The following is a 12,519-nucleotide window of genomic DNA, read 5'->3' on the forward strand; positions in this document are numbered from 1 at the left end:
CTGCCGCAAAATTAAGCACATTCCAAAGGGCCCTCCCCCATGTCCGCCACCGCTCCCGCTGCCGCGCCGCGCCCGGCCGAAACGACGCCCGCCCGCCGCGCCCGCGACAACGAGAAGCCGCTGGTGGAGGACATCCGCCTGCTCGGGCGCCTGCTCGGCGACGTGATCCGCGAACAGGAAGGCGAGGACGCCTTCGACCTCGTCGAGCGCATCCGCAAGCTCTCCGTCGCCTTCCGGCGCGACGCGGACCACGAGGCCGACCGTGCGCTGAAGTCGCTGCTCAAGTCGCTCTCGGGCGAGCAGGCCGTGAGCGTGATCCGCGCCTTCACCTATTTCAGCCACCTGGCCAACCTGGCCGAGGACCGCCACCACATCCGCCGCCGCGTCATCCACGAGCGCGCCGGCGACACGCACGAGGGCAGCATCGAGGTCGCCCTGGCGCGCCTGCGCTGGGCCGGCATCGCCCCGCGCGCGGTGGCGCAGATGCTGGCCGGAAGCTACGTGTCCCCGGTGCTCACCGCGCACCCCACCGAGGTGCAGCGCAAGAGCATCCTGGACGCCGAGCGGATGATCGCGCGCCTGCTGTCCGAGCGGGACGAGATCAAGTCCCGCGCCCTGCCCCGGGACGCCCTGGCCCCGCGCGAGCTGGCCGCCAACGAGGCGCAGATCCGCGCCCGCGTGATGCAGCTGTGGCAGACGCGCCTGCTGCGTTTTTCCAAGCTCACCGTGGCCGACGAGATCGAGAACGCCTTGTCCTACTACGAGGCGACTTTCCTGCGCGAGATCCCGCGGCTGTACGCCAACCTGGAACGCGACCTCGGGCACGACCGGGTGGCCAGCTTCCTGCGCATGGGCATGTGGATCGGCGGCGACCGCGACGGCAACCCCAACGTCGGCCCCGACACCCTGGAGCTGGCGCTGCGCCGCCAGTGCGAGGTGGCGCTGCGCCACTACCTCACCGAGGTCCACTTCCTGGGCAGCGAGCTGTCCCTGTCCGCGACCCTGGTGCCCGTGACGCCCGCCCTGCAGGAACTGGCCGATCGCTCGCCCGACACCAGCGAGCACCGCGTGGACGAGCCCTATCGGCGCGCGCTCACCGCCATGTACGCGCGGCTGGCTGCCAGCCTGCGCGCGTTCACCGGCGGCGAGGCGGCCCGCCACGTGCTCGCACCGCAGAACCCCTATGCGCGCGCCGAGGACTTCCTGGGCGACCTGAACGTCATCCGCGACTCGCTGCTGGCCAGCCACGGCGAGGCCTTGGTTGCGCAGCGCCTGGGCCCGCTGATTCGCGCGGTGGATGTTTTCGGCTTCCACCTGGCCACGCTGGACCTGCGCCAGAGCTCCGACCAGCACGAGGCCGTGCTCGCCGAGCTGCTCGCGGTGGCGCGGATCGAGCCCGACTACGCGGCGCTCGAGGAGCCGGCCCGGCGCGAGGTGCTGCTGCGCCTGCTGTGCGACGCGCGTCCCTTGCGCGTGATCGGCGCCGAATACTCCGACCACGCGCGCCGCGAACTCGCCGTGTTCGAAACCGCCTGCCGCCTGCGCGAGCAGTTCGGCGCCCAGGCGATCAAGCACTACATCATCAGCCACACCGAAACCGTGAGCGACCTGCTGGAGGTGCTGCTGCTGCAGAAGGAAGTGGGCCTGATGACCGGCACGCTGGACGACGCGGGCCTGGCCCGGCTCATCGTCGTGCCGCTCTTCGAGACCATCGAGGACCTGCGCAACGCCGCGCCCATCATGCGCGAGTTCTACGCCCTGCCGGGCATCGCGCGGCTGGTGCAGCGATCCGGCGCCGAGCAGGACATCATGCTGGGCTACAGCGACAGCAACAAGGACGGCGGCATCTTCACCAGCAACTGGGAGCTGTACCAGGCCGAGATCGCGCTGGTGCAGCTGTTCGAGACGCTGGCCGCCAGCCACAAGATCCGCCTGCGCATGTTCCACGGCCGCGGCGGCACCGTGGGCCGCGGCGGCGGCCCCAGCTACGAGGCCATCCTGGCCCAGCCCCCCGGCACGGTGCGCGGGCAGATCCGCCTGACCGAGCAGGGCGAGGTGATCGGCTCCAAGTACGCCAACCCGGAGATCGGCCGGCGCAACCTGGAAACGCTGGTGGCGGCCACGCTGGAGGCCACGCTGCTGCAGCCCACCAAGACCGCGCCGCAGGCCTTCATGGAGGCGGCCGAGCAGCTGTCCCAGGCCAGCATGCGCAGCTACCGCGCGCTGGTGTACGAGACCCCGGGCTTCACCGAGTACTTCTTCGGCGCCACGCCGATCCGCGAGATCGCGGAACTGAACATCGGCTCGCGCCCGGCTTCCCGCAAGGCCAGCCAGCGCATCGAGGACCTGCGCGCCATCCCCTGGAGCTTCAGCTGGGGCCAGTGCCGGCTCACGCTCAATGGCTGGTACGGCTTCGGCTCGGCCATCGAGCAGTTCCTGGGCGACATGGGGCGCAAGGAGGGCCTGGCGCTGCTGCAGAAGATGTACCGACAGTGGCCCTTCTTTCGCACCCTGCTGTCCAACGTGGACATGGTGCTGGCCAAGAGCGACCTGGCCCTGGCCTCACGCTACGCGCAGCTGGTGGGCGACGCCCGCCTTCGCAAGCGCGTCTTCGCCACGCTGGAGGCCGAGTGGCAGCGCACGGTGGAGGCCCTGCAGGCCATCACCGGCGAGAAGCAGCGCCTGGCCGGCAACCCGGCGCTGCAACGTTCCATCCGGCACCGCTTCCCCTACATCGACCCGCTCAACCACCTGCAGGTGGAACTGGTGCGCCGCTACCGCGAAGGCCACGGGGACGAAGAGGTGCACCAGGGCATCCACATGTCCATCAACGGGATCGCGGCGGGGCTCCGGAATACGGGGTGAGCGTGCTCAGTCCAGCGTGTGCAAGTCCGGCCTGGCAAGGGGGTCCCGGTTTTTTCCGGTGACCCAGTCGTTGAATTGGGTCACCACCTCTTTCGCGGCGTTCTCGATGTCGCCAGCCGCCACCTTTCGGTCGCTCCACCCCGCGGGATTAGCCGCCTTGAGCCGGTTCTCGGTCTCCTCGGCCAGCCTGGCCACATCGCCGCCATAGCGGCTGGTCAGCTCGGCTTCCTCCATATGCTTTCTGACGGCGTCGACAACCGCCGCCTTGGCGGGTCCCGAGCCGACGGCAGCGGACCGCGCCGATCCGGCAGGAAGCGCCGCGACGCTGCGCTGGTGCAGCGCGACGCTGTCCTGCGTGGAGACCGGACCGCGCGCGCGCAGCATCGCCGCCATGCTCGCGATGCCGCCAGTCATCAGCTCGTCGTTGGTCGGCGGTGGGCGCCCTGTCTCGGCGCGCAAGGCTCGCAGCTTCTGCATTGCCGCGGCCAGATCCTTCTTGAGCGCTGCCTCCGGCTGTCCCCGTGCGCGCCCGGTCGCGAGCATGGCCGCGTACAGCTGCTTGTTCGCCATCGGCGTGAGCGCACCCATCACACCGGAGAATCGAGGCGGTGCCTTGCCTGGCTCGAGAACCGTGAATCCGCCGGTGTTGTCGGTGTAGGCCTTTCCACCCTTCGAGAGCGCATCCAGTTGCTGCATGTCGAAGGTGCGGCCAGCGCCACGACTGATTTCCATAGAAGCCCCTCTTTCCAGGCATCGGCCTGGCGGAAAACAGCCCCCTGAAGTAATTCCGAACGCTTATTTGTGTTTGGACACTGTACTCATCCGTAACCAGAAATCAATCCCGCGTCCCCAGCAACTCCCCCACCGGCTTCAACTCCTCCACCCGGTCGCACACCGCCTTGATCACCATCATGATCGGGATGCCCAGCAGCAGACCCCACACGCCCCAGAGCCAGCCCCAGGCCAGCACGCCGATGAAGACCGCCACCGGGTTCATGCTGTTGGCCCGGCTGGTGAGCCAAGGCACCAGCAGGTAGCCTTCCAGGGTGTTGATCACCAGCGACACCACGGTCACGGTCAAGGCCGGCTCCAGCTCCCCGAACTGCATGAAGGCCACCAGCGCGGCGCCCGCGGTGACCATGATGGCGCCGACATAGGGCACCAGGTTCAGCACCGCCGCGGCCACGCCCCAGACCGCCGCGTACTCCATGCCCAGCAGGGCGAAAGCCACCGCGGTGGCCACGCCCACCAGCGCACTGGCCAGCAGTTGCACCAGCAGGTAGCGCTGGATCTGCAAGTTGATCTCGTCCAGCGCCTGCACGGTGAGCTTCTTCTCGGTGAGCGTGGGGCCGGCGATCTTCACCAGCTTGCGGCGGAAGGTGTCGCCCGAGACCAGGAGGAAATAGGTGAGGAAGCTCACGATCACCACCTGTCCCAGCACGCCCACCAGGCCGATGGTGCCCGTCCACAGGTGGTCGGTGATGTTGAAGCGCGGCTCCTCCACGACCACGCGCTGCACGCCAGGCGCCGGCGGCGGGACCTTGGCTTCCGCCTCCGTGGCGGCGCGTTCCAGCTTCGCCGCCGCCTCCTGCACCGTCTCCAGCGGCGTCGCCTCGGCGTCGCTGCGATTGCGCACCACGTCGGCCAAGCGCTCGGCCGCATCCGGCAACTTGTTGATCAGCGCGTTGGCATCGTCGGTGAGCGACCACGCCAACAAGCCTATTCCGCCCAGCACGGCGGACAGCAGCACCGCCGCGCCCGCGGCCCGCGGCACGCGCACCCGTTCCATGGCGTCGACCAGCGGCGACAGGGCATAGAAGAAGACGAATCCCAGCATCACCGGGACGAAGAATGCACTGGCCCAGCGCAGCACCGCGAGCACTGCCAGCGCCGCGAGCACGCCCAGGGCGATGCTGCGCGGGTCGGTGTGGGGGTGCAGCACCGTCTGCGGGGGCTGCCGGGAGTCCACCGCCTCGGGCGGCGGGACCTCCTGGAGCACGCGATCGACCTGCTGTTCCTGATCCATGGGGCGTTCCCGGTGCGATGAACCCGAGTCCCCGGTGTGCTCCTCGCCTGACGTCATGTTTCGTCGGGACTATAGGCCGCATGCCGCCGGCCTTGGCGGCCGGCGCGGCGCAGGCCACGAAAATGGAAGGGAACCGACAGCAGGCTCAGCCGACTGCCGGAGGGAAGCGGGACAGCCGCCTACGTTGGCTCAGGAAGCGAGCGCCTCGCGCACCGCCCCGAGCTGGCGCCGCGAGACCGCCAGCGGTTCGTCCACGCCGTCCAGCCGCACGGCCCAGCCCTCGCCCTCCTCCGCGTCCTCGTGCCGCTCCAGCGCGCGCATGGCGCGCCGGGCGACCAGCGCGTTGCGGTGGATGCGCAGGAACTCCTCGCGGTACTTGTCTTCCAGCTCGCTCAGGGACCGCTCCAGCAGGTAGCTGCGGCTGGCCGTGCGCACCGTCACGTACTTCAGTTCGGCCTTGAAGTACACGACCTCGACCAGGGGCAGGCGCACGAGGTGGCCCCGGTCGTGGATCACCAGCGCCTCGGCGGCCGAACCGGCCGCACCCGCGCGCGCGGCGGCCAGGCGCTCCACCTTCTGCAGCGCCTGCTGCAGGCGCTCCAGGCGCACGGGCTTGGTGAGGTAGTCCACCGCTTCGAGGTCGAAGGCGCGCACCGCATGCTCGGCGTGGGCGGTCACGAAGATGACCGGCGGTGCATCCGGCACGCTGCGGATCGCCTCGGCCAGCGCCAGGCCGTCCACCTGCGGCATGCGCACGTCCACCAGCGCCACGTCGAAGCGTGCGCGCCGCAGCAGCTCCAAGGCCTGCCCGGCCTGGGACGCCTCGCCCGCGACGCAGGCCGCCGGCGCGCGGCAGTCGCCCAGCAGCGTACGCAGGCGCGCGCGGGCCAGCGCCTCGTCGTCCACCAGCAGCACCTGCAGGGGCGGCGTGCCGACGCTCACGCCGGCACCTCCAGCCGCACCTGGTACACCCCGCCCTGCAGGCCGCACTGGAAGGCCGCGTGGACGTCGTGCAGGAGGCGCAGGCGCTCGCGCACGTTGCGCTGTGCCTCGCCCTGGCCGGGCAGGCCCTGGCCGCCCGGCACGGTGTTGGTGACCTTGATGACCACCGAGCCGGCGCGCCGCTCGGCGCTCACGCGCACCTCGGCCCCCAGGGCGCTGGGCTCCACGCCATGCTTGACGGCGTTCTCCACCAGGGGCTGCAGCACCAGCGGCGGCACGCGGGCCGTGCCGGCTCGCGGGTCGATAGCCCATTCGATGCGCAGCCGGTCCCCGAAGCGCACCTGCTCGATGTCCAGGTAGCGCCGCGCCAGGGCGATCTCCTCGGACAGCATCACGGACTCGCCGGGCTCGGCCAGGGCATGGCGGAACAGGTCGGCCAGGTCCTCCAGCACGGCCTCGGCGCGGGCCGGGTCCTGGCGGACCAGGGCCACGGCGCTGTTGAGGGTGTTGAACAGGAAGTGCGGACGGATGCGGGCCTGCAATTCGGACAGGCGTGCCGCCGCGTCGGCCGGCGCGCGCTGCTCGGCGCGCCAGGACAAGGCCAGGCCGACCACGCCGGCCATCAGGGCACCGGCCGCCGCCGAGGCCACCCAGGGCGGATCGGCCAGCGCCGCGACCAGCACCAGCAGCCCGCAGCCATACAGGCCCGACAAGGCCCCCAGCAGCATGCCGCCCGCGTGCTGCGCCGGTGCGGGCAGGCGGGCCAGCAGCCGCTTGAGGCCGCAGGTGACCACCAGCCAGGCCAGGACGGCCGCGAGGATGCCCGCGCTCAGGAAGGCCGTGCGACCCAGCCAGTCGGCCAGGCTGCGCGAGACGAACATCGCGCCCACGCCGCCCACGGCCTGCACGAACAGCACCGCGCGCAGCACCACGCCGGCATGGCAGGTGTCGAAGACCAGCGCCGGGGCCGGCCCGGACGCAGCGCGCGAGGCGGCCGGCGACGCGCGAGGCGCGGTGCCGGGCAGCTCGGAGAAGGCCGATAGAATCTTCGAGTCCCTCATCGGTGGGCGGGTTCTGCGAACCTTCGTCTGGATGTTCTGGATGTTCGAACGTGTGAAGGAATCGTAGCGAGCGGTCCGAGGTGGCGCCGAGCATCGCAGCCGTACAGTGGTACGGCGAGAAGCACAGGCGCCAGATCGGGCCGCGCAGTAGATTCATTCACGCCTTCTGAGGCCCCCCGATTATTCCCTCAGCCATGTCCCCCAACCAACTCGATCACAAGTCCCAGGCCTGGTCGGCCCTGTTCTCCGAGCCCATGAGCGAGCTGGTCAAGCGCTACACGTCCAGCGTGGCCTTCGACAAGCGCCTGTGGCGCGCCGACATCCGCGGCTCGCTCGCGCACGCGGCCATGCTCGCGGCCCAGGGCATCATCTCGCAGGAGGACCAGGCCGCCATCGAGCGCGGCATGGCCCAGATCACGGGCGAGATCGAACGCGGCGAATTCGACTGGAAGCTGGACCTGGAAGACGTGCACCTCAACATCGAGGCGCGCCTGACCCAGCTGGTGGGCGACGCGGGCAAGCGCCTGCACACCGGCCGCAGCCGCAACGACCAGGTCGCCACCGACGTGCGGCTGTGGCTGCGCGCGGAGATCGACCTGATCGGCGGCCTGCTCACGCAGCTGCAGCAGGCGCTGGTGGGCCTGGCCGAGCAGAACGCGGCGGTGATCCTGCCCGGCTTCACCCACCTGCAGGTGGCGCAGCCCGTGAGCTTCGGCCACCACATGCTGGCCTACGTGGAAATGTTCGCGCGCGACGCCGAACGCTTCGCCGACGTGCGCCGCCGCGTGAACCGCCTGCCCCTGGGCGCCGCCGCCCTGGCCGGCACCAGCTACCCGCTGGACCGCGAGCGCGTCGCCCGCGAGCTGGAGATGGAAGGGGTGTGCCAGAACTCGCTGGACGCCGTGAGCGACCGCGACTTCGCCATCGAATTCACCGCGGCGGCCTCGCTGGCCATGGTGCACATCAGCCGTTTCTCCGAGGAGCTGATCCTCTGGATGAGCCAGAACTTCGGCTTCATCTCGCTGGCGGACCGCTTCACCACGGGCTCGTCCATCATGCCGCAGAAGAAGAACCCGGACGTGCCCGAGCTCGCGCGCGGCAAGACCGGCCGCGTGGTGGGGCACCTCATGGGCCTCATCACGCTCATGAAGGGGCAGCCGCTGGCCTACAACAAGGACAACCAGGAGGACAAGGAACCGCTGTTCGACACCGTGGACACGCTCCAGGACACCTTGCGCATCTTCGTCGAGATGGTGGGCGGCATCACGGTGCGCCCCGAGGCCATGGAGCGCGCCGCGCGCCGCGGCCACGCCACGGCCACCGACCTGGCCGACTACCTAGTCAAGAAGGGCCTGCCCTTCCGCGACGCGCACGAGATCGTCGCGCACGCGGTGAAGGAGGCCAATGCGCGGCAGGTGGACCTGGCCGAGCTGCCGCTGGCGCAGCTGCAGGCCTTCCATCCTTCCATCGACGCGGACGTGTTCGAGCTGCTGTCCCTGCAAGGCTCGCTTTCGGCGCGCGACATCGTGGGCGGCACCTCGCCGCGCCAGGTGCTCGCCCAGGTGGCGCGCCACCGCCAAAGGCTGAGCTGAGGGATAAGTCTCGCTCTGCCGCAACATCGTGTAAGGCCCCCGGACCCCCTGCCCACCCCGGCGAAAATCAACCATCCGCTTTACTCAGGGCGATCACGCCTGCCATGACACAGAACGATTCTTCCGACGCTTCAGGCACCCTGCACGTGCTCGTCGTGGACGACAACCACGATGCGGCCGATACCCTGGCCGAGGTGCTGGAGATCATGGGCTGCCGGACGGCCACCGCCTACGACGGCCTGGAGGGCGTGGAAAAGGCCGACGAGCTGCGCCCCGACGCCATCGTGCTGGACCTGGGCATGCCGCGCCTGAACGGCTATGAGGCCTGCGAGCGCATCCGCGCCCAGCCCTGGGGGCGCGAGCTGCGCCTGGTCGCCGTCTCGGGCTGGGGCCAGCAGGACGACCGCCGCCGCAGCATGGAAGCCGGCTTCGACGCGCACCTGGTCAAGCCCGTCGCGCCCGAGGAACTGCTGGCCCTCCTGCAGAAGGTCCGCGCGGACTGATCCGCCCGCTTTCGCCCCACGGCACGGCCTGTCAGCCCCGACGCGTTGCGCGTGGCGCGCGCGACCGGTCCCACGGCTCGGCTAGCATTCGGGCGCGACACACCCGAGGAAACAAGCCGTGCCCGTGATCACCACCATCGAAGACCTGCGCCAGCTCGCCAGGAAGCGCGTGCCGCGCATGTTCTACGAATACGCCGACTCCGGCTCCTGGACCGAGAGCACCTACCGCGCCAACGAAACCGACTTCCAGCGCATCAAGTTCCGCCAGCGCGTGGCCGTCAACATGGAGCCGCGCAGCACCCGCACGACCATGGTCGGCCAGGAGGTGGCCATGCCGGTGGCCATCGCGCCCACGGGCCTCACGGGCATGCAGCACGCCGACGGCGAGATGCTCGCGGCCCGCGCGGCCAAGGCCTTCGGCATTCCCTTCACCCTGTCCACGATGAGCATCTGCTCGATCGAGGACGTGGCGCAGGCCACGAACCGGCACCCCTTCTGGTTCCAGCTCTACATGATGCGCGACCGCGACTTCATGTCCCGCCTGATCGAGCGGGCGCGTGCCGCCGGCTGCTCGGCCCTGGTGCTCACGCTGGACCTGCAGGTCATGGGCCAGCGCCACAAGGACGTGATCAACGGACTGTCGGCCCCACCCAAGCCCACGCTGCGCAACCTCGTCAATCTGGCCACCAAGCCGCGCTGGTGCCTGGGCATGCTGGGCACCTCGCGCCGCCATTTCGGCAACATCCACGGCCACGTCAAGGGCATCGCCGACATGGGTTCCCTGGCCGAGTGGACCAACAAGCAGTTCGACCCCACCCTGTCCTGGGCCGACGTGGAATGGGTCAAGAACCAGTGGGGCGGCAAGCTGATCCTCAAGGGCATCCAGGACGTGGAGGACGCCCGCCTCGCGGTGGACTCCGGGGCCGACGCGCTGGTGGTCTCCAACCACGGCGGGCGCCAGCTCGATGGCGCACCCTCCTCCATCTCCGCGCTGCCGGAGATCGTGGACGCCGTGGGCAGCCGCATCGAAGTCCACATGGACGGCGGCATCCGCTCCGGCCAGGACGTGCTGCGCGCCGTGGCCCTGGGCGCCCGCGGCACCTACATCGGCCGCGCCTTCCTCTACGGCCTGGGCGCCCTGGGCGAGGCGGGCGTCACCCGCGCCCTGCAGATCATCCACAAGGAACTGGACGTGACCATGGCCTTCTGCGGCCACACGGACATCCGGCAGGTGGACCGCAAGATCCTGCTGCCCGGGACCTACTGAGCTCCTGCAATCAGCGGACGCAGCGCGCGCCAGGTCCCCGCGCAGTCGCGGGGATCGGCCAGCGCCGCAAGATAGGCCAAACCCAGCGGCGCGGCCGCGGCGTGCAGGGCCGCGTGCCCGCGCGGATCGGCCCCGACGCCGACGACCGCGGGCGGCTCGGGCAGCCGGGCGCAGGCCTCGCCCACGCGCTGCAGCAGCGCCAGGTTGCGCGCCTCGTCCGGGCACAGCAGCAGCGCCAGGTGCGAATAGCCCCGCAGCAGCGCGCGCGTGAGCGGCAGCTTCAGGCCCTTGCGCGCCATGCCCACCGCGGGCAGCGCCAGCGCGCCGCAGCGGAAATCCACCAGCTCGGTGGCCACGTCCAGGTCCAGGCCGGCGAAGCGGCGGTGCTCCACCCGCCCCCGGCGGCACGCGGCCAGCCAGCGCACGAAGGCGAAGGCGGTGGTCCCCAGGGTGCAGGCGACGAGAAAGCGCTGGTACTGCTCGCCGCCCGCCGGTGCCGCGGGCTCATGGCGCCCCGGCATGGACAGGCACCGCCACACGTCCTGCGGCTCGAATCGCTCGCCCGCTTCGACGGCGCGGCGCAGCGCCGTGATGCGCCCGGCGATCGCCTCCTGCGGCTCCTTCGCGTCGGCGATGGCCATGGACCAGGGCCCGTCCAGCAGGCGCGGCCCCTGGCTCGCGTGCACGATGGTCAGGCCCTCGTGGCGCGGGTCGCGGCAGACGCGCGCCATCAAATCGCGCAGCGGCGCCCGCGGCCCCTCCTTCCACTGCACGAACCAGTGCGACTGCCACAGCAGCGCGGTGTGGATGCCCAGGGGCCGGTTGTGCCGCAAGGCACTGCGGCGGATGTCCTCCATGGCCTGCGAGGCGGGCCCGTCCAGGCGCGCGCGGCTCGCATACACCACGCGCACGATGTCGGCTTCCTCCTCGGTCCCGGCGGAAGTGGCTGGCGCGCTGCTTGTCTTCATGGCCCGGCATGGTGACCGCCCCCTGACCGCGCGGGCTTGCGCCAGGTCAAGGCGACAATCGCCTCCCATGAGCCGGCAGCGCCGTATCGCCCACCTCGACATGGATGCCTTCTTCGCGTCCGTGGAGCTGCTGCGGTATCCGCAGCTCAAGGGGCTGCCGGTCGTGATCGGCGGCGGCCGGCGGCGGGTGGACGAGATGCTGCGCGAGCGCTTCGAGGGCCGCCCGCTCGGCGAGATTCCACCCGAGGCCTTTCCACGCCTGGCCGACTACGTGGGCCGCGGCGTCATCACCACGGCCACCTATGCGGCGCGCCAGTTCGGCGTCGGCTCGGCCATGGGCATGATGAAGGCCGCGCGCCTGTGCCCGCAGGCCCTGGTGCTGCCGGTGGACTTCGAGGAGGTGCGCCGCTTCTCGCGCACCTTCAAGGCCACCATCCGCGAGATCGCCCCCGTGGTGGAAGACCGCGGCGTGGACGAGGTGTACATCGACTTCACCGACGTCCCCGGCGGCCAGCGCGAAGGCGGCCGCGTGCTCGCGCGACTGATCCAGAAGTCCATCTTCGAGCGCACGGGACTGACCTGCTCCATCGGCGTGGCGCCCAACAAGCTGATCGCTAAGATGGCCAGCGAGTTCGACAAGCCCAATGGCATCTCCATCGTGCACGAGGCCGACCTGCAGGCGCGCATCTGGCCGCTGGCCGCGCGCAAGATCAACGGCATCGGACCCAAGGCCGACGCGCGCCTGCAGGCCCTGGGCCTGCACACCATCGGCGACATCGCGGCCTGCGAGCGCGAATGGCTGGTGGGGCACTTCGGCCGCGCCACCGGCGCCTGGATGCACGACGCCGCCTGGGGCCGCGACGACCGGCCGGTGGTCACCGAAAGCGAACCCGTCTCCATGAGCCGCGAAACCACCTTCGAGCGCGACCTGCACCCCGTGCGCGATCGCGCCGAGCTGGGCGCCATCTTCACCGAGCTGTGCGAGCGCGTAGCCGGCGACCTGCAGCGCAAGGGCTACGTGGGCCGCACCATCGGCATCAAGCTGCGCTACGACGACTTCCGCACCGCCACGCGCGACGTGACGCTGGAGGACTTCACCAGCGACGCGCGCACCATCCGCCAGGCAGCGGGGCAATGCCTCAAGCGGGTGGGGCTGGAGCAGCGCCTGCGCCTGCTGGGGGTGCGCGTGGGCAAGCTCGCGCGGGCCGGCGAGGTGGAAAGGCCGAGCGCCGCGCTCAAGGCGCGCGAGCCCGGCGGATCGAACCTGGACCTGTTCGTCTGAAGCTCCTTCCCCC

The 12,519-nt window shown here is 70.6% G+C and carries 10 protein-coding genes; 5 read left to right on the plus strand and 5 right to left on the minus strand.

Going from position 1 to position 12,519, the window contains the following annotated elements:
* The first annotated feature begins 39 nt into the window (after positions 1-39).
* Positions 40-2,865, plus strand: a complete 2,826-nt coding sequence (gene ppc, locus EZ242_RS21115; RefSeq protein WP_135287168.1) for a phosphoenolpyruvate carboxylase — start codon at positions 40-42, stop codon at positions 2,863-2,865.
* A gap of 6 nt (positions 2,866-2,871) precedes the next feature.
* Here the strand turns inward: ppc and EZ242_RS21120 are convergent, their stop codons facing one another.
* The 4 genes from EZ242_RS21120 to EZ242_RS21135 all read right to left on the minus strand — a co-directional run bounded on the left by EZ242_RS21120 (position 2,872) and on the right by EZ242_RS21135 (position 6,894).
* Complete coding sequence (locus EZ242_RS21120) at positions 2,872-3,597, minus strand: hypothetical protein (protein ID WP_135287169.1); 726 nt, start codon at positions 3,595-3,597, stop codon at positions 2,872-2,874.
* A gap of 103 nt (positions 3,598-3,700) precedes the next feature.
* Positions 3,701-4,891, minus strand: coding sequence for an AI-2E family transporter (locus EZ242_RS21125; protein ID WP_135287170.1), 1,191 nt, complete (start codon positions 4,889-4,891; stop codon positions 3,701-3,703).
* Positions 4,892-5,080: 189 nt separating this feature from the next.
* Positions 5,081-5,833, minus strand: a complete 753-nt coding sequence (locus tag EZ242_RS21130; protein ID WP_240787187.1) for a LytR/AlgR family response regulator transcription factor — start codon at positions 5,831-5,833, stop codon at positions 5,081-5,083.
* Positions 5,830-6,894 (minus strand): sensor histidine kinase, encoded by a 1,065-nt coding sequence (locus EZ242_RS21135; RefSeq protein ID WP_135287171.1) that lies wholly within the window; start codon positions 6,892-6,894, stop codon positions 5,830-5,832. Before EZ242_RS21135 ends, EZ242_RS21130 begins: the two co-directional genes overlap by 4 nt.
* A gap of 194 nt (positions 6,895-7,088) precedes the next feature.
* Here EZ242_RS21135 and argH point away from each other — a divergent pair, with 194 nt between their 5' ends.
* From argH to EZ242_RS21150, 3 genes are all read left to right on the plus strand, one after another.
* Complete coding sequence (argH, locus tag EZ242_RS21140) at positions 7,089-8,486, plus strand: argininosuccinate lyase (RefSeq protein WP_135287172.1); 1,398 nt, start codon at positions 7,089-7,091, stop codon at positions 8,484-8,486.
* 104 nt (positions 8,487-8,590) lie between these two features.
* Positions 8,591-8,989: a response regulator gene (locus EZ242_RS21145; RefSeq protein ID WP_135287173.1), complete on the plus strand. Its 399-nt coding sequence runs from the start codon at positions 8,591-8,593 to the stop codon at positions 8,987-8,989.
* A 118-nt stretch (positions 8,990-9,107) separates the two neighbouring features.
* Positions 9,108-10,256 (plus strand): alpha-hydroxy acid oxidase, encoded by a 1,149-nt coding sequence (locus tag EZ242_RS21150; protein WP_135287174.1) that lies wholly within the window; start codon positions 9,108-9,110, stop codon positions 10,254-10,256.
* On the opposite strand, the gene EZ242_RS21155 is transcribed toward EZ242_RS21150, so the two are convergent.
* The gene (locus EZ242_RS21155) at positions 10,250-11,224 is read right to left on the minus strand and encodes a BLUF domain-containing protein (RefSeq protein WP_167784912.1); all 975 of its coding nucleotides are present in this window, start codon (positions 11,222-11,224) and stop codon (positions 10,250-10,252) included. The genes EZ242_RS21150 and EZ242_RS21155 overlap by 7 nt on opposite strands.
* Positions 11,225-11,291: 67 nt before the next feature.
* Between EZ242_RS21155 and EZ242_RS21160 the strand changes: the two genes are divergently transcribed.
* Entirely contained in the window at positions 11,292-12,506 is a 1,215-nt protein-coding gene (locus EZ242_RS21160) for a Y-family DNA polymerase (RefSeq protein ID WP_205960700.1), read from the plus strand.
* Positions 12,507-12,519 lie beyond the last annotated feature (13 nt).

The organism is Ramlibacter rhizophilus (assembly GCF_004681965.1).
GTDB lineage: Bacteria > Pseudomonadota > Gammaproteobacteria > Burkholderiales > Burkholderiaceae_C > Ramlibacter > Ramlibacter rhizophilus.

What these genes read in the sequence shown, in the direction of transcription:
- EZ242_RS21135 (WP_135287171.1), bottom strand. Translation starts at nt 6,894, where the DNA reads ATGAGGGACTCGAAGATTCTATCGGCCTTCTCCGAGCTGCCCGGCACC.
- EZ242_RS21120 (WP_135287169.1), bottom strand. Translation starts at nt 3,597, where the DNA reads ATGGAAATCAGTCGTGGCGCTGGCCGCACCTTCGACATGCAGCAACTG.
- EZ242_RS21125 (WP_135287170.1), bottom strand. Translation starts at nt 4,891, where the DNA reads ATGGATCAGGAACAGCAGGTCGATCGCGTGCTCCAGGAGGTCCCGCCG.
- argH (WP_135287172.1), top strand. Translation starts at nt 7,089, where the DNA reads ATGTCCCCCAACCAACTCGATCACAAGTCCCAGGCCTGGTCGGCCCTG.
- EZ242_RS21145 (WP_135287173.1), top strand. Translation starts at nt 8,591, where the DNA reads ATGACACAGAACGATTCTTCCGACGCTTCAGGCACCCTGCACGTGCTC.
- EZ242_RS21155 (WP_167784912.1), bottom strand. Translation starts at nt 11,224, where the DNA reads ATGAAGACAAGCAGCGCGCCAGCCACTTCCGCCGGGACCGAGGAGGAA.
- ppc (WP_135287168.1), top strand. Translation starts at nt 40, where the DNA reads ATGTCCGCCACCGCTCCCGCTGCCGCGCCGCGCCCGGCCGAAACGACG.
- EZ242_RS21160 (WP_205960700.1), top strand. Translation starts at nt 11,292, where the DNA reads ATGAGCCGGCAGCGCCGTATCGCCCACCTCGACATGGATGCCTTCTTC.